Annotated in this window: 17 protein-coding genes and 4 pseudogenes; 8 read left to right on the top strand and 13 right to left on the bottom strand. The window is 61.3% G+C overall.

Annotation, left to right across the window (positions count from 1 at the left end; all coding sequences use genetic code 11):
• The first annotated feature begins 114 nt into the window (after positions 1–114).
• Both rhaI and ggt read left to right on the top strand, forming a co-directional pair.
• The gene (gene rhaI / locus AC56QP_RS13845; RefSeq protein ID WP_489859429.1) at positions 115–1,407 is read left to right on the top strand and encodes an L-rhamnose catabolism isomerase; all 1,293 of its coding nucleotides are present in this window, start codon (positions 115–117) and stop codon (positions 1,405–1,407) included.
• 115 nt (positions 1,408–1,522) lie between these two features.
• Positions 1,523–3,262 carry a gamma-glutamyltransferase gene (gene ggt, locus AC56QP_RS13840; RefSeq protein ID WP_497100445.1) on the top strand — a complete coding sequence of 580 codons (1,740 nt, stop codon included), beginning with the start codon at positions 1,523–1,525 and terminating at the stop codon, positions 3,260–3,262.
• Between the two features lie 58 nt (positions 3,263–3,320).
• Here ggt and AC56QP_RS13835 read toward each other — a convergent pair whose 3' ends face one another.
• The 4 genes from AC56QP_RS13835 to AC56QP_RS13820 all read right to left on the bottom strand — a co-directional run bounded on the left by AC56QP_RS13835 (position 3,321) and on the right by AC56QP_RS13820 (position 6,698).
• The gene (locus tag AC56QP_RS13835) at positions 3,321–3,668 is read right to left on the bottom strand and encodes a hypothetical protein (RefSeq protein ID WP_489859430.1); all 348 of its coding nucleotides are present in this window, start codon (positions 3,666–3,668) and stop codon (positions 3,321–3,323) included.
• A 603-nt stretch (positions 3,669–4,271) separates the two neighbouring features.
• Positions 4,272–4,760 carry a hypothetical protein gene (locus tag AC56QP_RS13830; RefSeq protein ID WP_489859431.1) on the bottom strand — a complete coding sequence of 163 codons (489 nt, stop codon included), beginning with the start codon at positions 4,758–4,760 and terminating at the stop codon, positions 4,272–4,274.
• 218 nt (positions 4,761–4,978) lie between these two features.
• Positions 4,979–5,419, bottom strand: coding sequence for a hypothetical protein (locus tag AC56QP_RS13825; RefSeq protein ID WP_489859432.1), 441 nt, complete (start codon positions 5,417–5,419; stop codon positions 4,979–4,981).
• A gap of 178 nt (positions 5,420–5,597) precedes the next feature.
• Positions 5,598–6,698: a DUF4432 family protein gene (locus AC56QP_RS13820; RefSeq protein WP_497100446.1), complete on the bottom strand. Its 1,101-nt coding sequence runs from the start codon at positions 6,696–6,698 to the stop codon at positions 5,598–5,600.
• 505 nt (positions 6,699–7,203) lie between these two features.
• Between AC56QP_RS13820 and AC56QP_RS13815 the strand changes: the two genes are divergently transcribed.
• Together AC56QP_RS13815 and AC56QP_RS13810 are read left to right on the top strand one after the other, a co-directional pair.
• Entirely contained in the window at positions 7,204–7,395 is a 192-nt protein-coding gene (locus tag AC56QP_RS13815) for a hypothetical protein (protein ID WP_489859434.1), read from the top strand.
• A complete protein-coding gene (locus AC56QP_RS13810) occupies positions 7,377–8,219 on the top strand; it encodes an acyltransferase family protein (protein ID WP_489859435.1) in 843 nt (280 codons plus the stop codon). The genes AC56QP_RS13815 and AC56QP_RS13810 overlap by 19 nt, the downstream gene beginning before the upstream one ends.
• On the opposite strand, the gene AC56QP_RS13805 is transcribed toward AC56QP_RS13810, so the two are convergent.
• Positions 8,203–8,670 (bottom strand): SRPBCC family protein, encoded by a 468-nt coding sequence (locus AC56QP_RS13805; protein WP_497101039.1) that lies wholly within the window; start codon positions 8,668–8,670, stop codon positions 8,203–8,205. The two genes, AC56QP_RS13810 and AC56QP_RS13805, sit on opposite strands and share 17 nt — an antisense overlap.
• Before the next feature lie 194 nt (positions 8,671–8,864).
• Between AC56QP_RS13805 and AC56QP_RS13800 the strand changes: the two genes are divergently transcribed.
• Together AC56QP_RS13800 and AC56QP_RS13795 are read left to right on the top strand one after the other, a co-directional pair.
• Positions 8,865–9,488, top strand: coding sequence for an MBL fold metallo-hydrolase (locus tag AC56QP_RS13800; protein WP_489859437.1), 624 nt, complete (start codon positions 8,865–8,867; stop codon positions 9,486–9,488).
• 570 nt (positions 9,489–10,058) lie between these two features.
• Complete coding sequence (locus tag AC56QP_RS13795; protein WP_489859438.1) at positions 10,059–11,192, top strand: trans-sulfuration enzyme family protein; 1,134 nt, start codon at positions 10,059–10,061, stop codon at positions 11,190–11,192.
• A gap of 30 nt (positions 11,193–11,222) precedes the next feature.
• Here the strand turns inward: AC56QP_RS13795 and AC56QP_RS13790 are convergent.
• The 4 genes and pseudogenes from AC56QP_RS13790 to AC56QP_RS13775 all read right to left on the bottom strand — a co-directional run.
• Positions 11,223–11,856, bottom strand: a pseudogene (locus AC56QP_RS13790) (alpha/beta hydrolase); the annotation flags it as partial.
• Entirely contained in the window at positions 11,853–11,984 is a 132-nt protein-coding gene (locus tag AC56QP_RS13785; RefSeq protein ID WP_489859439.1) for a hypothetical protein, read from the bottom strand. The gene AC56QP_RS13785 and the pseudogene AC56QP_RS13790, both read right to left, overlap by 4 nt.
• A gap of 343 nt (positions 11,985–12,327) precedes the next feature.
• Positions 12,328–12,996: pseudogene (locus AC56QP_RS13780) on the bottom strand (ATP-binding cassette domain-containing protein).
• Positions 12,986–13,513: pseudogene (locus AC56QP_RS13775) on the bottom strand (NodA family N-acyltransferase); the annotation flags it as partial. The pseudogenes AC56QP_RS13780 and AC56QP_RS13775, both read right to left, overlap by 11 nt.
• Positions 13,514–13,846: 333 nt before the next feature.
• Between AC56QP_RS13775 and AC56QP_RS13770 the strand changes: the two are divergent.
• Positions 13,847–14,821, top strand: a complete 975-nt coding sequence (locus AC56QP_RS13770) for a LysR family transcriptional regulator (RefSeq protein ID WP_489859440.1) — start codon at positions 13,847–13,849, stop codon at positions 14,819–14,821.
• Positions 14,822–15,198: 377 nt separating this feature from the next.
• Here AC56QP_RS13770 and AC56QP_RS13765 read toward each other — a convergent pair whose 3' ends face one another.
• Complete coding sequence (locus AC56QP_RS13765) at positions 15,199–15,345, bottom strand: hypothetical protein (protein ID WP_489859441.1); 147 nt, start codon at positions 15,343–15,345, stop codon at positions 15,199–15,201.
• 50 nt (positions 15,346–15,395) lie between these two features.
• On the opposite strand from AC56QP_RS13765, the pseudogene AC56QP_RS13760 reads away from it, so the two are divergent.
• Positions 15,396–15,541: pseudogene (locus tag AC56QP_RS13760) on the top strand (LysR family transcriptional regulator); the annotation flags it as partial.
• A gap of 187 nt (positions 15,542–15,728) precedes the next feature.
• On the opposite strand, the gene fabG reads toward AC56QP_RS13760, so the two are convergent.
• The 3 genes from fabG to AC56QP_RS13745 are packed head-to-tail and all read right to left on the bottom strand — an operon-like array spanning position 15,729 to position 17,949.
• Positions 15,729–16,442, bottom strand: a complete 714-nt coding sequence (gene fabG, locus AC56QP_RS13755) for a 3-oxoacyl-[acyl-carrier-protein] reductase (protein WP_489863606.1) — start codon at positions 16,440–16,442, stop codon at positions 15,729–15,731.
• Between the two features lie 19 nt (positions 16,443–16,461).
• Positions 16,462–17,667, bottom strand: coding sequence for a beta-ketoacyl-[acyl-carrier-protein] synthase family protein (locus AC56QP_RS13750; RefSeq protein WP_489859442.1), 1,206 nt, complete (start codon positions 17,665–17,667; stop codon positions 16,462–16,464).
• Complete coding sequence (locus AC56QP_RS13745) at positions 17,668–17,949, bottom strand: acyl carrier protein (protein ID WP_489859443.1); 282 nt, start codon at positions 17,947–17,949, stop codon at positions 17,668–17,670.
• Positions 17,950–18,131 lie beyond the last annotated feature (182 nt).

Below are 18,131 nucleotides of genomic sequence, written 5' to 3'. Positions count from 1 at the left end.
GCAATCGCCGCGAAGCGGTGAGTGCTTGCCGGGGCGGGGGTCCCCCCACCCGGCCCTGCGGGCCACCCTCCCCACAAGGGGGAGGGTAAAGCTGCATTTTGGGAGGAAACCTCAGTGTCCGAAACCATCATTTCCGCCGATGTCGTCGACAAGGACAATGCCGCGCGCAAGGCTGACCTCGAGCGCGACTACGCCTCGCTTGGCGAACGGCTCGACCGTCGCGGCATTGCCATCGATGCCATCCGCGACAAGGTCGAAAAATTCGCGGTGGCTATTCCCTCCTGGGGCGTCGGTACCGGCGGCACCCGCTTTGCCCGCTTTCCTGGAGCCGGCGAGCCGCGTGACATCTTCGACAAGATCGAGGACTGCGCCGTCATCCAGCAACTGACGCAGGCGACCCCGACCGTCTCCTTGCACATTCCGTGGGACAAGGCCGACCCGAACCGGCTGAAACAGGCCGCCTCGCGTTTCGGCCTCGGTTTCGATGCCATGAACTCCAACACCTTCTCGGATGCGAAGGACCAGAAGCTCTCCTACAAATTCGGCTCGCTGTCGCATGCCGACGCCGGGACGCGCCGGCAAGCGGTCGAGCACAATCTCGAATGCATCGAGATCGGCAAGACGCTGGGCTCCAAGGCGCTGACGGTGTGGATCGGCGACGGTTCGAACTTCCCCGGCCAGGTCAATTTCGCCAGGGCCTTCGAGCGCTATCTCGACGCCATGAAGGAGATCTATGCCGGCCTGCCCGCGGACTGGAAGCTGTTCACCGAGCACAAGATGTACGAGCCGGCCTTCTATTCCACTGTCGTGCAGGACTGGGGCACCAATTACCTGATTGCGAAGGAGCTGGGCGACAAGGCGTTCTGCCTGGTCGACCTTGGCCACCATGCGCCCAACGTCAACATCGAGATGATCGTGTCGCGGCTGATCCAGTTCAGGAAACTCGGCGGCTTCCATTTCAACGATTCGAAATATGGCGACGACGATCTCGATGCCGGTTCGATCGATCCCTACCGGCTGTTCCTCGTCTTCAACGAACTGGTCGATGCCGAGCTTTCCGGTGCCGAGGGTTTTGATCCGGCACACATGCTCGACCAGAGCCACAACGTCACCGATCCGATCGAAAGCCTGATGCTGTCGGCGGTCGAGGTGCAGCGCGCCTATGCACAGGCACTGCTGGTCGACCGCAAGGCGCTGGAAGGCTTCCAGGACGGCAATGACGCGCTGATGGCGACGCAGACGCTGAAAGCCGCCTACCGCACCGATGTCGAGCCGATCCTTGCCATGGCGCGGCTGAAAACCGGCGGCGCCATCGACCCGGTCGCCGCTTACCGCGCGGCGGGCTACCGCGCCAAGGTCGCGGCGGAACGCCCGGCGGTCGCCGGTGGCTCCGGCGGCATTGTGTAGGCGAACTCTCAGCCCATATTGCCTCTCCGGTTTGCTTCGTGAGGTGGCCATTTTGTGAATGGACTCGATTGGTCCGAGAGGGTCTTCTAGGCGTCCCCCGCCCGGAGAACCCGCCATGTATCTCACCCGTCGAACATTGATCGCCGCCAGTCTTTCCATCACCTTTGCCTTCGCGCCGTTGACGAGTGTCTTCGCGGCTTCTCCGGCGCCGGCGAAGGGCGAGCACGGAATGGTGGTGACGGCCCAGCATCTGGCATCGGAAGTGGGCGTCGAAGTCCTGAAGAAGGGCGGCAATGCCGTCGATGCGGCGGTGGCCGTTGGCTATGCGCTCGCCGTCGTCTACCCCAATGCCGGCAATATCGGCGGCGGCGGCTTCATGACCATCCGTTTCAAGGATGGCAAATCGACCTTCCTCGATTTCCGCGAGCGCGCGCCGCTGGCGGCGACCAAAACCATGTATCTCGACAAGGACGGCAACCCGGTGAAGGGTGCCAGTCTGGACGGCTATCTCGCCGTCGGCGTGCCTGGTTCGGTGGCTGGTTTCGAGATGGCGCGCGAAAAATATGGCACTTTGTCCCGGCAAGACCTTATGGCGCCGGCAATCAGCTATGCCAAGGACGGGTTCACCCTCAATCAGGGTGACGCAGCCTCCTTTTCCAGCAGCGCCGCCCGGCTGGCCAAGGATCCTGCCGCTGCCGCTATCTTCCTGAAGCCGGATGGCAAGAGCTACGCCATTGGCGAGCGCCTTGTTCAACCCGATCTTGCCGCCTCGCTCGCCGCCATTTCCGAAAAAGGCCCTGATGCGTTCTACAAAGGCGCCATTGCGGACGCCATCGTCAAGGCGAGCGGCGCCAAGGGCGGCATCCTGGCCCGGCAGGATTTCGAGCAATATGCGGTCCGTGAACTCAAGCCGGTGACCTGCTCCTATCGCGGCTACGAGATCACATCCTCGCCGCCGCCGAGCTCCGGCGGCGTCATCATCTGCGAAATCCTCAACGTGCTGGAGGGCTATCCGTTGTCTTATCTCGGCGCCGGCTCGGCCGAGACCGTCCATGTCATGGTCGAGGCGATGCGCCATGCCTATGTCGACCGCAATTCGGCGCTCGGCGATCCCGATTTCGTCGACAATCCGGTCTCGAAACTCCTGGACAAGACCTATGCCAAGGACATCCGGGAAAAGATCGATCCGTTCCGGGCTGGCGTGTCGAAGGATCTGATGCCGAAGGGCTTTGGCGAGAGCAAGGAGACCACGCATTATTCGATCATCGACAATGACGGCAACGCGGTCGCCGTCACCTATACGCTGAACGGTTCCTTCGGCGCCGGCGTCGTCGCCGATGGCACCGGCATCCTGCTCAACAACGAGATGGACGATTTCACCCAGAAGCCCGGCGTGCCCAACCTCTATGGTCTGGTCCAGGGCGAGGCCAACGCCATCCAGCCGAAAAAGACCCCCCTGTCATCGATGAGCCCGACAGTCGTGGCCAAGGATGGCAAGCCGTTCATGGTCATTGGCAGCCCGGGTGGCTCGCGCATCATCACCATCACACTGGAGGCCATCGTCAACGTCATCGATCACGGCATGAACATCCAGGAGGCGATCGACGCGCCGCGCATCCACCACCAGTGGTTGCCCGACACGGTTTACATCGAGCCGTTTGGACTCTCGCCGGACACCGAAAAGCTGCTCGCCGGCATGGGCTACCACCTCGATCCAAGCGACGCGACCTGGGGCCAGGCGGCCGGCATACTGGTCGGCGGCAAGAGCCTGGCGGAAATCGAGAAGGGTGGCGGCGCCCGCTACAATGGCGCCATCGACAGCCGCGCCGCGTCAGGCGAGGCGCTGGGATATTAGGATCGGAAAGGCTGGAGCGCGGCGATTGGGGTTGATCGCCCGCTGCTCCAGGGGATCGTCACAAGACCAGCGTGATGGTCGACGCAACCAGCATCAGGGCCGCGATGCCGACGAACAGCGCATAGATGCGCGGCCGGTCGAGCAGCAGCGCGTTTCCGGATATCCAGGCTGACGTGGCGCCGCCAAGCGCGTAGAGGAAGCCATTGCGGTGCCCGAAGGTCATCGACGCCGCCATCAGCCCGCCAATGATCAGTGCGCCGAACACGATGATCACCGCGACGGCGTACTTCTCGAAATCGTTGCCGCTTCCCATGCTTGGACCGATCGCGTTCAACCTCGAAAGGTCGTCCGGGTCGAAGGGGCTGGTCGACCCATATTCGTCTTGACCGACAGGCTCTCGCATCATTCGTTCTCCGTATAGCGGCAACAAATCATCAAGCCTTGCCGAGCGCAACCCGATCGCACTGCGCTTGATGCGTTCGGCACGGTCTTCAACACCTTCCGACCGAAGCCTGCAGCCTGCTTTTTGGTTCCTGCCCTATCGTCTTTTTTGTCCAAGGCAACCCAAGGCGCGCCTGCCTGAAGGCGACCGTGTACCATTAATATGGCGCCTATTCGTGGAAGAAAGATGATGCCGGGTGGGGTTGGCGGCACCGATGGAGATTTTCAGTGGGGCGTGACGTCGCACAGGGGGCGTGACGGGCCGAATCGCCTTGCCGCTAGCGTCAACGAGTTGCGCGGCCGCGATCTTTCCGCGCCAGATTCCGGCCGCTCTCATCGCCGCTCCCGGCATTGCTCTGACACGCACTGACGAATCAGCGCGGGCAATGGCGGAGCGCCTTGGCACCTTCCCTGGCGTGCACGCCAGAGCTGCATGCCGGCGAGAACCGCATGTCTATGCTGCCGGTGACGGTCAACCGTGCGGTGCAGGCAGCGTTTGCGGTGAGGGAAAAGGATACCGCTCTTTGCCGAATGCCTGACTCAGCAAGATGGTCGGCGCCTCGCGCCATCATTCCTGTGAAGGGGAGGCGCTCAATCGACGGTAAGAGACGCCGCCGAAGCTTGCCGTCACAAAATCCGTGAGGGACATCTTGCGCTTGCCTCCGTCGCTGCAGGTATAAACGGGCCAACCGGCATCGCTGCATTCGCTGGCAGCACAGATGCGCGCCAGGCAGTTCCCGACAGTCAGCCGGAAGCCGCCCTTGCCGGCGAAGCCTTGCAATAGGCTGCCATCCGCCGAGCGCCATGTCCGCGCACGGAATTCCGTCCGCAAAAGCAGCGGTTCGAGAGGAACGGCAAGGTTGGCTTCGCCGGTGCGCCCTGCGAGCTGCAGACGGAAACGCGCCATTGCGGTAGTGTATGCGGTCACAAGATCCGCTTGGCGAAAATAGGCCGTCGTCAGGCTGGAGCGGTCAAGCAGATGAGACATCCGCTCGCCTGCCTCTACCGGCTTCATCAAGGCAACAAAGGCAAGAAAGGCGAAGCAAGCTCGCGACATTTTCCAGCAGCCATATCGATCTCGGCGTGCCGGTTTGCCCCCGGTTGCCCTCCTATAACATCCCGCCAATCGACGCCTGGCGCAAGCAGCTTGCTGAGCAGTCCATAAGCCCGCCTAGCCTGGAGCCGAAGACGGTGACCCGTATCGATGAATTTGCGCGGGCGATGGTGCAGGCCGCGTTTGCGGCAAGGAGGAAGACCTCTACCAGCCAGGGTTCCTTAGCTGGAGCGAACCGGCGGCAGTTCGAATAGAGTGGCTCCATTCTCCCGACCCTGCTCGATGTAGCCGATCACGCGAAACCATCTGGCGACGTCAGGTCCCGGGAGCCAGCTGCGCGAATGGATCGGAAGGTTGCCGGCAAGCGCCTGAATGTGGCGAATGTGCTGCTTGCAGAAACGGACGGTGGAGGCCCGGAAGAAATCCTCCTGCGCGGCGAACAGCGTATCGGCTGCGTCGCCGTTCTCATGCCAGGCGATGATCGCCACGACCTTCTCGCCCTCGACAAGCGCGTGAGCGCGGCCTTCCTTCAAGTTCATCATCAGATTGTCGTAGGCGATCTTGCTGTCCTTGCCCGCCGCCGCGTACTCGTCCGACATCCGCTTGGACAGATCACGAAAGACGTCCTCCAGATCCCCGAGCGTTGCTGCGCGTGCTCTCATTTCTCCTCCTGCAGCCCCGACAGGCAGTTTGCCCTAAGGATGGGGGATCACCAAGCAAATCAAATCCGCTGGCAACCCGACGCGAGCAAAGTGATTTCGCTCGGCGATCTGTGACGTGTCGGGAGCGATCCCATCAGGCTGAACTCTTTGGACCCGTTCCGGCACCGGCCAGGCGCCTTCAGCCCCTCATCTTCGCGATGGCCTGCTCTTGTTTTGCGGCTGCGTCCCTGTTCATCGCGCCAAAGCGCAGGGCACAGCGGAATGCTTCCCCCGGAGCGACAACAACCAGGCGGCCCCTTTCCTTGGCCGCGAGATAGCCGTCGGGCTCGGCGGTCGCTGGCAGTACCAGCCCAAGTGCATCCTGGTCGGCGCCGCGCGTGATCCAGCGAACGGCATAGTTGAGCTCGGCGGGACGAAAGCTGACGAAATCCGCCGTCTGGTCTGGATGGATCTGCAAGGCGTGCGCCCAGCCCTCGGTATCCGCCTTCGCCTTCATCGTCAGCACGAGTTCGGGATCGACCGGCTCGCCTTTGGTCAATTTGCGATGCCGCGACGGATCGGCGACGATCGCATCGCGGTAGGCAAGGTAGTTTTCGCTCGGCGTGAAAAAGGGTGGAAGCACCTGGCGCACGACGATGTCGGTGCGATCATCGGCCACGCTGTCGACCAGACGCCCGCCATCCGCCGGCCTGAAATTGATGTGCGCCAGATACATCAGTTCCATGGGCGAGTGCTTCCGGTTCTCGATGACGATGTCGACGGCCACGCTGGTGGCATCGCGCTGCAGCAGCACGGTCGGCTTCATCACATAGTCGTGGCTGAAGGCGACGGTCTGGCGGCAGCGGCCGGTCAGGGCCATGAAAGGCCCTTCCGAATTATCCCCGACTATGAGTTGCACATCTCTGTAGGGCGCATTGGGCAGGTCGCCGTGAAGCGGGTGGCTGTCATTCGGAGCCGGGTTACCCATCGCGGTTGCACCGCAGTGAAGGAAGAACGCGCCGTAGTTGGAGAGATAGTCGCGGGTGGCAACCGGCTCGTCGAACATCGAGCGCATGGTCAAGGAGCGGCCGAGAAACGTTGCGTCCCAGATTTGCTGCCCCTGGAACGGCAGCATGACGATTTCGCCCTTTTCGCAGCTGATCCGAAGGCCGGCGACGCCAGATCGGTAGCGAAAGGCCTTGGCGACAAGTCCGGCATATCGCGCGACGACCGTTTCCGATGGGCCAAACTGCTCCGGCACGAGGTCGATGAAGACGTAATCTGAATGCTCGGGGGACACTGTTTCGACTCCGCGCGCGGACTGCGTTCGGGTTGCATGGACTTGCCGATAGTCGCAGGAAACGTCCGGAAATCAACGGCAGTGCGTCTCGCTTGCCGACGCGCGAGTGTTACCCATGTCTCCGGTATAAACTGTAACCCGTGTGTCCGGAATGGACCAGGATGGTGATGGTGCCCAGAGGCGGAATCCAAGTGAAGGAAATCTGCTTTTGTTTCCAGATAGTTGACTATTCGCCCCCGGCGATCTTATCCAACGAAAATACCAACAAAATATTTCTTTGGATTGGTTCTATTCCCGCATATTGTTCGCCTGGCGACGCCACCTAGCTAGCCTCCTTTGCTTGAGGCAGTTCCGGCCGCGTACTGCCCCTGAAACTGCCCCGGCGGCAATCTCGCACTTGCACAAACTTATCTTGCACTGCAATATGATTTCGGGCGGGAATGCGAGTCGGGTTCGGAATGCATACCGCTGTGCCCTTTCGCGTGACCAATGCGAAAGGATCAGCATGACCGACATCTCCGCGGCGCATGTCGTCCCATCCCGATCCGTCGCCGACAGGTCGGCCAGAACAAGGCTAGCCTATCTCGACGGTTGGCGCGGCCTGTCGATCGCCCTGGTGCTGATAGGCCATTTCTTTCCCGTTCCCGGAATCAATCTCGGGGTGCTGGGTGTCTCTTCGTGCTCAGCGGCCGGCTGATGGGCGAGATTCTGTTTGTCGAGCGCTATCCGCTGAAGAAGTTCTTCAAACGCCGCTTCTCCCGCATCTACCCGGCTCTTCTGGTTGTCGTCGTCGTTGCGACGATTGCGCTCTCCGGTACATTCATCGCCTTCAAATGGAAGGCGGCGCTGACCGCGCTGACATTCCCTTACAATTATGCCGGCATTCTCGTTACGCGGGCGGGGGCGCTCGACCATATCTGCTCGCTCTGCATCGAGGAGCACGCCTATATCATCCTGGCGCTGATCAGCGTCATCGTTTCAAGCCGCTCCCGCGTCATCCTGCTGCTGTTGGCGTTGGCCTTGCTTGCCATGGCCAACGGCGCGGTTTCGTACTGGGTGTTCGGGATGGACTACGAAACCACCTATTGGCGCACCGATGTGCATATCGCCTCGATCCTGCTGTCGGCTTCGATCTGCCTGCTCAAGGCCGATAACAGGCTGCCGGCGGTCTTCAGAGGCAAGTACGTGGCACTGGCAGCATCGATCTGCGCGATTGTGCTGTTCCTCGATCCGGTGCCGACGCCGATCCACTATCTGTTCGCGGTGCCGCTGCTGGCGCTGGCCGTCAACGCGCTCGATTTCAGCTCCCGGCATCTGACCGGGTTGCTGTCTTCCTGGCCGATGGCGACGCTGGGGCTGTGGTCGTATTCGCTCTATCTGTGGCAGCAGCCTTTCTACAAATTCGTTTATGAGCAAGGCAGCGCGCCGATCCCGATGCTGGCCGGCGTCTTCGCTTGCGCGCTCTGCAGCTACTACGTCATCGAGCGACCATCGCGCGAATGGCTCAACCGCAATTGGTGAAGTCAGGCCGAGGCGCTGTTTTCCGCGCCCTAAGATTGCGTCGCAGGCCGGCTTCGCCGCGCGGCGTTGTCCAGCGATGGTTCCAGGCGAAGGCCGGGCGTAGCGACGGTGCGAGGAATTTGAGGATCGGCCTCCCGACCGTGACCTGCCAGGTCAACTGCACATGGGTGCCGGTGCCCGACAGAGACAATTCCGCTCGCCACAGCCCGTCGAAATCGCCGAGGGTTTTGACCACCACCAGCCGGCCGGGGTCGAGTTCCGCTGCCTCGATGATGAAGTTCAGCTCATAGGGCAGGGCGCCGCGAGCCCGTGCTTTGGCGCGTGAGCCAACGGTCGCCTTTCCCTTCCTGTCCAGCGGCACCACTTCCTTGTAGACGTCACCCCACCAGAGCGGCAGCAGTTCGGCATCCGAGAGCACCTCCCACACTTCCAGTGGCGTGCGGTCGGGGATGTGTTTTCGGGGACGCCGCCGAGCCGTCGCGGAATCGCCAACTGGATCAGGAAGACTCGCCAAAACTGGCTCTGTCTATCAGGCCAGTGTCCGGGCAGTGGTGATGCCGGTCGGGCTGCGACGCTGCCCCGAAGCGTGGACCGGACATCGCTGGTTCACGTCACTCGATTCGTGGAGCCGTGAGGAAGAATGCTATGATGGTCGTGTCAGATCTGGGTCTGTCGTCGCCCGCATTGGCAGGTGAGTTTGCCGGCCGTGAGCAACTGCGTGCAAGTTCGGCAGAGTTCCGGAAGGAAGTCATCGAAGTCACGGACGGCGTTTTTGCCGCGGTGGGGTACTCGGCAAGCAATGTCACGCTGATTCAGGGCGACCGCGGTTCGATCACTGTCGACTCGTCCGCGAACCCTGTTGACGCGAAGGCGATCGTAGACGCTTTCGGCGATGGCCTGGTGCGCCCGGTCCGGGCGATCATCTACACGCACAACCATCCGGACCATTCGGGCGGCGCGCAGGTGTTTGCCGGAAACGACAGTCCGGAAATTTACAGTCATAGGACGCTGGTGGATTCCGACCCAGAGTTCGGAAGGGGGCCACGCGGCGGCGGCGACGTATTCGGCACAAAGCTGCCCGATGATCTGTTCATCAATGCAGCGACGCAGCTCGAATACGGCCGGGTGACGCCGCACACGCGGGGAGGGTTCCTGCCGCCGACACGCACTTTCAGCGGGGAGAGCGAAACGCGGACTGGGCGAACGCCAACTCAACGCTACCGCCCGAAACTACTATCTGACCTCGGCGCAGTTCCTGTTGAAGGATAGGAAGCAGAACTAGGTTTCTCTACTCAGTGGCTGTCACGTCGCAGCATTGAGTCAACACTCGATTTCTCGGCACCGCTGAATGAGGTGTTGGCCGGCTATGAACTCGTAACCAGCATTGCTGACCGGTGCAGACCCGGTCAGGCGCACGAGATCTCGACACGGCCAACGGCCGTGCACGTGTGACTGTGAACAGCCAACCACGGACACTGGACCGGGTAGATATGAAAAAAATGGCACAGTTGATCGGAGCAAGTTCCCGGGCAGAGTTCTCGATCCCTTATGGTGACTATGATAACCGGTGCACACCATTCAGCCGCGCCTCTCGAGCCGAGGGATTGATGAAGGATGGCCCCGCCTGGCGCCGGCAAGGCCATGACGTTTCAGCAGGATGCTCGACCGCAAATCGGGCGAGCGGGCGAGCATCGCCATTCGGGCGAACTTTATTCCTATTGTTCGGCGCGTGAGCGTGATGATCGCCAGCTTGGCCGCGGGAGGGCTTCATCCTAGAGAAATCGGGCTGCTCCAGTCATCCCTGCAATCTTCTTCTCAACTCCACGTAAGGAGGTTCCGATGCACATAGAAACCAAGGCAGTACATGCGGGTCGGGATGTCGACCCTTCCACAGGGGCCGTCACCATCCCTTTGCATCCCAGTACGACCTTCGAGCGCGGTCCGGACGGATCCTTTCCCTCCGGCTACGAATACATCCGGGATGACAACCCGACTCGCCACGCGTTCGAGACGGCGATGGCGGCGCTCGAAGGGGGTTGCGCTGCGGTAGCCTTTTCCTCCGGCATGGCCGCGATTACCGCAGTATTCGAGGCGCGTCCCAGCAGGGGTAATCGCATCGTCGTGCCGGACGACATGTATTTCGGCATCCGGTCGCTGATCGAGGAGACCGACATCGGGCACCGGTTCGACTTCGTCGCCGTTGACATGCGCGACCTGGGGGCGTTGCGCACAGCCGTCGGGGCCGCGCCCACCGGCCTTGTTTGGATCGAGACCCCCTCCAATCCGCTCATACGCGTCGTGGATATCCGGGCGGCTTGCAAAATCGCGCACGAGGCCGGTGCCCCCGCGGTGGTGGACAATACCTGGGCGACGCCGATCCTCCAGCGCCCGTTCGAGCTCGGGGCCGATGCGGTGATGCATTCGGCGACGAAATACATTGGCGGCCATTCCGATCTGATGGCAGGGATTGTTGTCGTGCCGGAGGCATCGCCGTTCGAACGCCCGTTGCGCATGATCCAGAAGCACAAGGGCAGCGTCGCCGCTCCCTTTGACTGCTGGCTCGCGTTGCGCGGGCTCCAAACCCTTCCGGTGCGGATGCGCGCCCACTGCGACGGCGCCCAGAAGGTGGCCGAAGCGCTCAGCATGCATCCGGCTGTTGACAGTGTTCTCTATCCGGGATTGCCCCACGACCCGGGCCATGCCCTGGCTGCAGCGCAGATGTCCGGGTACGGCGGCATGTTTTCTTTTGTCGTAAATGGGGGCGCTGAAGCAGCCATGTTGGTTGCCGCCGGCCTTAAAATCGTGGCGCGGGCCACAAGTCTGGGCGGTACGCACACGCTTATCGAACATCGGGCCTCGGTCGAAGGGCCAAAGTCGCTGGCGCCGGCGGGGCTGCTGCGCATCTCCGTCGGGCTCGAGCATCCACAGGATATCATTGACGACCTCTATCAGGCTTTGTCGGTGGTCAAATGACGACGCTCTGAACTTCGCCCGCGGCACAGAAGCCCATTGACACAATCGCTTCAGCAGAACGCGCTTCAAGAACGGCCAGAGAGCCGTGCATGATTCCTTTGGTGGCGGACCCCATGCGGCATAGGGCCGGCCGAGGCCGAGAAGACAGAACAGCGAACAGATGCGGCGAACGGTTTTTATCGAAACCGACAGGTCGGGCACGGCGAAGAACGGTGCGATCAGCACCATGCGGCGCACGCGGTTCGCCATCGAGGGCGCAGCGAGCAGCGCAATCAGCGCCCCGGTCGAATGGGCCAGTATATAGTAGGGTCCCCGGCAATCGGGCAGCACGATCTCTTCGAAGAACTGCTCCAGATCGCCGGTATAGTCGAAGAAGCTCCGGACGTAACCGCGCTGTCGGTCACCGATCAGCCGGTCGGAAGCGCCCTGGCCGCGCCAGTCGAGGGTTGCCACGCCAAAGCCCGGTCGGCAAGCCAATGGTCTCGAAATACTTCTAGATGGACTCGTTGCGGCCGGTCAGGACGACCACGGTGCCCGTCAACGGACGGCTAACCGCGGCAAACAGCCCATAGCGGATCTTCTTGCCGTCGCGCGTGGTGAAGAAGCCGCCGGCTGCGTTTTCCGGCAGCGGATTGCCTGGGGTCTGATGAAACAGATCGGTCATACGGTATTTGACCGGGTGCCGGCATGGGCGCAGGTCAGATACAATCGCAGATGCGCCAAAAGCAAAAGAATGACATCGGCGGTGAGTTCGATGAGGGTGTCGATATTACTATCGGCTTCTTCTGTCATGAAAACTCTCACGGCGGCTTGAACCAAAGTCGGCGAAGTGGCGCTTCAAAGTAGCAGTCGCCGCTGCAAGCAATGATGTCTCGAGGACCATGGCGATGCTCGTCCAGCAGCATCCACGTCTTTCGACCTCGTCCCTATGGGACTGAAAAATAGAGCTTTGCAGATACGGGCAAGCGAGGGCTAGGGCTGGGATACGAGGACCGTCTGTGAACGCTAACGACTAAATTGGAAGGGATGGCGGCTTTGCGCAGCATGGCGGCCATGGAGGGTGCATTTGGATCATGTCTCCGGCGTTGTGTGGCTGGCGGAGACACCGAAGAACGCTTCTGGCTGCGAAGGCCAGTCAGACGTCAAAGAATCGCGCGTAAGGTCCATCCGCGAAGTGGAGCCGCAACTCATCAAAATTCTGCACCGTTTGGTCCAGCGGTCGCGTTTCCTGGCGCGAAGGGTGGCGCGATCAGATAGCTCTAGCGCTGGAGCGCCCAGGAAATCCCAAACTTTTCCTAAGCAAGCAGCGGGTTCGTGAAGAAGGCTCTCGTATTCGACGACGTGCAGGTTGGTCGACGTGAACGAGTGCTCGACGCGAGCGTGAAAAATCGTCCGCGGCTTTGAAGTAAGCCTCGCAGTCAGCGATTGACAATCTGACGCGCGCCAGCAGGAATCGCAGGCGCTCCCAGATCAGGTGTCGCGCGTGCGGGTCGAGGCCCGTGGTCGGCTCGTCCATTATGAGTAGAAGGGGATCGTTGATCAGCGCACGTGCCAGCGTCAGGCGCCGCTTCATGCCGCCCGATAGTTCGGCGACACGTGCATCCGCCTTGCTCTCGAGGCGGGCGAACTCGAGGAGAGATGGGATGACCGCTTTGATCTTGCTTGTGCTCATGCCGAAGTAGCGCCCGAACACCGACAGGTTCTCGCGTACCGTGAATTCCAGGTCGAGGTTGTCGAACTGCGGAACCACGCCGATGCCCTGGCGTGCCAAGCGAGCCCGTGCCGGCACAGGCACTCCGATCAATCAGGGTGCCGGACGGCCACTCGCTCATCGAGCGTCCAATCGGCACAACGAAGACAAGCACGTCCTCCAAGCGCGTGGGCGGCAGGTCGGGATACACTTCCGGCCGGGTCGACCGTACGCGAGCGTCCGATACAATGGTCGCCAGGCCGGTTCGGCAGAACCTCTCAACATGGTTCCGCATCGCGTGCCGAACCGTGCCGAAGACGAATGGAACCCCAAGCTGCTGAAGTACTGGATAGACAACGCCCAGTGAAAAGCTGATTCCAAATCCTTCAAGATCCGGACGCACCGCGTACAACCCCAGTTCGGCCACTAACAGATCGACCTCGCCAACCTTGATGAAGCGGCGCAGCACGCCAATGTGGGCCGCTATGCCATGCGCATCGTAGCCGATTGCGCGGAATTCCGGCCTCGCACCGGCCCAACTACGACCGCCTTCGAATGGCTTTGCGTTGGAGGCCCCAGTCCGTCCATAAGTCTTTCGGAAGAAGTCGCAGAGTTCGATATGGTCGGCCAGTTACAACTCATTTTCCCAGCACAACCTCCACTGCACGTCAGAGCGCATGGAAAGACCTCATCTTTGTTCGTGTTTTCTTGAGGTAAGCGCCGAATCATTGGGGAACTTGTCGCGTCGAGCTGACGCGATGCTGCTTGCGCAGATCACCAACATGCAATTTGGTTGATGTTCGGCGCACATGGGAAGGCCTACACCGGAAAGTGCTCTTCGGAGCCAACGCAAACATAAACAAACTTCCTTTAGCGCTTCCTTGAATTCCCCTATGCGGCGTTATGCAAAATCGGTAAAATCGTGTTTCGATCAAACGTATCCACACCATGGATAGCTGACGACATGCGGTTCAAAGGGCTGGATCTGAACCTTCTCGTCGTGCTCGACGCGCTGCTGAGTGAGCGCGGCCTCACGGCGGCGGCACGCCGCATCAACCTTAGTCAGCCGGCCATGAGTGCGGCCGTCGCGCGACTGCGTGACTATTTCCACGACGAACTATTTACGATGAGCGGCCGCGAACGCATTCTGACACCGCGTGCGGAAGCACTCGCCCCCGCAGTTCGCGAGGCTCTCCTGCACATCCAGGGCTCGATTATTTCGTCGGATCCGTTTGACCCAGCTCGATCCGACCGCCGCTTCAGGATCATGATTTCCGATTTCGCTACGCTCGTGTTTTTTGAAAAGGTCGTGGAGCGTGTTGCCCGGGAAGCCCCCGCCGTCAGCTTCGAATTGCTGCCTCTCGACGATAGCCCCGATGAGCTCCTCCGGCGTGGTGAGGTCGATTTTTTAGTCACTCCGGATGTATTCATGTCGAACGCGCATCCAAGAGTGGCGCTGTTCAACGAGAGGCTCGTTTGCGTAGGCTGTCCCACGAACAAGCAGCTGCCACGGCAGCTTACATTCGAGAGATACATGTCGATGAGGCACGTCTGCGTCAGGTACGGACGTTTGCTGAAGCCCTCCATCGAGGAAGGGTTCTTGCTTGAGCATGGTCTTAAAAGACGTGTCGAAGTCGTCGTGCAGGGCTTCAGCATGATCCCGCCTATGGTGTCCGGCACAGCTCGTATAGCGACCGTGCCCCTCCGGCTGGTCAGGCATTTCGAAAACACGTTTCCCCTTCAGGTCGTCGAACTTCCGATGCCGCTTCCCGGTTTCACCGAAGCCGCCCAGTGGCCGGCTCTCCACAATAGCGATCCGGCAAGCATCTGGATGCGAGAAATAATGATTCAGGAGGCATCTCGGCCACGGGAGGCTCCCGGTGCTCCTGGATTTACTCCGGCTGTCACCGCCCGCCCTCATGTTCTCTGTCAAGAATGAAGGCGACAGATCGAGAGATCAGCTGATTGGCAGGTGTTGCGCTTGGAGCCCTTGAGGCTCACCAGGCGAGGAGTGGAGTTCAGAGACCACGGTCTCTCATCCGCAGGTCGGCTACCGCATCCGGATTTTCAGCTCGGGCTGGCCCTGATCTAAGGCTTGTCGAGATCCATCGTGACTTTATGACGGCGGCTGCGAGATGGGCGATTGCGTTGAAGCTCTGGTCAGTCTTGTCAGCTCGCATGGCGAATATGTGAACTCCTTGAGTTTGCAGAAGAAGTTCTCGATGAGATGACGCCATTTGTAGAGTTCGAGATCGAGAGACAGCGGCAAGGCGCGCCTCGGATGCTGCGAGATGACGATCTTGGCGCCGCGCTCGTTCAGATGGCAATGATGGTGTTGCCGTCGAAGGCCAGCGAGTAGCCCGCCGAAGGCGAGACCGTCGACGAGTGGGGCGACGCCCCCCGTATCGAAACGATGTCCTGGCTGCCGAGCGCATCGGTCAGCGCAAGAATCCTGGTAGTCATGCCGCCATTGGAGCGGCCTATGGCCCGGCTTTGAGTCTCCCTTTTGCGCGGCGGCGGCACGCCGCATCAAACTCAGTCAGCCGGCCATGAGTGCAGCCGTCGCCCGGCTGCGCTATTGTTCGGCGGTGAACTATTTACGACAAGTGGCCGCGAACGTTTTTATCCGCATTGCGGCAGCACGTGCCCCGCAGTCCGCGGCGGTGAGACCTCGCGTGATGCCAACAAGCCATCTCACGCACAATCTCGTCCGCGACCACCGGTGGTTTCTTGGCCATAGGCGGCCGGCGGCCCTGATGCTGAATGACTCCCAGATCACGTGGCAGGTAGTGTGGTTGCGTAGGTCGCGACCGCCTCATAACAGGTAGGCTCCGGTCATCCCGTGCTCAAATCATCGCCATACCGCCGTTGACATGAACGGTCTGGCCGGTGACGTAGGCCGCTTCGTTGGAAGCGAGATAGGCGACGGCAGAGGCGACCTCGGCACCGGTGCCCATGCGGCGCGTCGGGATCGCCGCCATGATCGCCTCTTTCTGCTTGTCGTTGAGCTTGTCGGTCATCGCCGATTCGATGAAGCCCGGGGCGACGCAGTTGACGGTGATATTGCGGGTGGCGATCTCCTGCGCCAGTGATTTGGAAAAGCCGATCATGCCGGCTTTGGAGGCGCAGTAGTTGGTCTGGCCGGGATTGCCGGTGACGCCGACCACTGAAGTGATGTTGATGATGCGGCCATGCCGGCGCCGCATCATCGGATGGGTCAGTTCGCGGGTCAGCCGGAACACGGCGGTCAGATTGACTTCGAGCACCGTATCCCAGTCGGCGTCCGCCATGCGTATGAACAGACCGTCCTTGGTGATGCCGGCATTGTTGACGAGAATGTCGACGCCTTCGAGGTCGGCCTCGACCTTCTGGCCGAGCGCGTTGACCTCGTCGCGATTGGAAAGGTTCGCCGGGAACAGCCTAACCCGCTCGCCGAGCTCGGCCGCCAGCGCCTCCAGTTTCTCGATGCGTGTGCCGTGCAGGCCGATGATAGCGCCTTGCGCATGCAATACCCGGGCGATCGCCTCGCCGATGCCGCCGCGACCGGAAGGACTTTGCAGAAGGCATCTCTCATGGCTTCTACACCTGCCTGAATGCCAGAACCGCGTTCGTGCCGCCAAAGGCGAAGGAGTTGCTCAGTGCCACGCGCACCGGGCGCTCGCGGGCCACGTTCGGCGTGATGTCGAGATCGCAGTCGGCATCGGCTTCCCGATAATTGGCGGTCGGCGGCACGATGCCTTCGCGGATCGCCATGACGCAGGCGATCATTTCCAGCGCGCCGGACGCGCCGAGGCAGTGGGCATGCATCGATTTGGTCGAGGACACCGAAAGCTTGTAGGCATGGGCGCCGAAGACGCGCTTGATCGCTGCCGTTTCGATCTGGTCGTTGGCCTTGGTGCCGGTGCCGTGCGCGTTGAGATAGTCGACATCCTCGGCATTCAGCCCGGCATCGGCAAGGCAGGCGCGCATTGCTGCCTCCGGCCCCTCGACAGTCGGCGCGACGATGTCGGAGGCATCGGCGGAAAGGCCGGCACCGGCAATTTCGGCAAGGATGGTGGCGCCCCGAGCCACGGCATGCTCGTAGCTTTCCAGCACCGCCATGCCGGCGCCTTCACCGAGCGACAGGCCCTGGCGGTCGGCCGAGAATGGCCGGCAAGTATCGGGCGAAAGCACGCGGATCGCTTCCCATGCCTTCAGCACACCCCATATGAGCGGCGCTTCGCTACCGCCGGCAAGCATCACGTCGGCCCGGCCGAGCCTGATCTGGTCCACCGCGGAAGCAATCGCATGGTTTGCCGAGGAACAGGCGGACGTGACGCCGAAGACCGGCCCGCGCAGGCCGAGACTCATGCTGACCTGGCCGGCAGCGGCGCCCGGCATCGCCTTGGGTACAGTCAAGAGGGCGGCACGCTTACCACTCAGAAGCAGGGCGCGGTAGGTTTGCTCGATCGCATCCCAGCCGCAGCCGCCAACGCCCACCGTCGCACCGAAGCGATAGCTATTTCCCACTTTGGAGGAAAGTCGGGCCTGACGCATGGCTTCGCGCGCCGCAATCACAGCGAGCAGGCTGAAACGGTCCATGGAGACGAGCTGCTTGCCGACGATGTCATGCTCCGGCAGCGCCTTGATCTCGGCACCGATCCTGACCCTCAATTCATGGAGCTCGGAGTTGACGATTGGGCCGATGGCGGAGCGGCCTTCGCGCATCCCTGTCCAGATGGAGGCTGCGTCGGTCCCAAGCCCGCAGAGCCCGCCGATCCCAGTAATCACGACGCGGCGGTCCATTCACACCTCCTGAGCAAGCAAGCCGCGGATGGCTTCCACCCAGTCGCCGACAGTTTGGAGATCAGACCACGCCTCGGCCGTGTTCATTTCTATCCTGATGCCGTAGGCCTGCTCCAGGTCCCAGAGAACGTCCGCTAATCCCAGTGAATCGATGCCGAGCCCAGTCACTTCCGTCGCAGTCGTTATTTCGCCGACGGATGGTGCAGTCGTCCCCTCGGCTCGCTCCGATTCGACGCGCTTCCTCATTATCTCTATGATTTCCGTTGTGAGTTGATCAGCCATTTCTGTTTGTTTCCATTTCAACTTGTTTTGACGTGGACGCGACTCAACTCCTTGAGTCGCGAAAATTAGCCATTAGGCTTGTGCAACTTGAACCGGATGAGTCCGGCCGGTCTGCGGAGTAGGCTCCGATGACGAGGAACGTCGCTGGGGCCCAATTTTGAGCAAGCACATAATGATCTGCG

Source organism: Mesorhizobium sp. RCAM 05104 (assembly GCF_059683645.1).
This window is presented reverse-complemented; position numbering and strand designations above follow the sequence as displayed.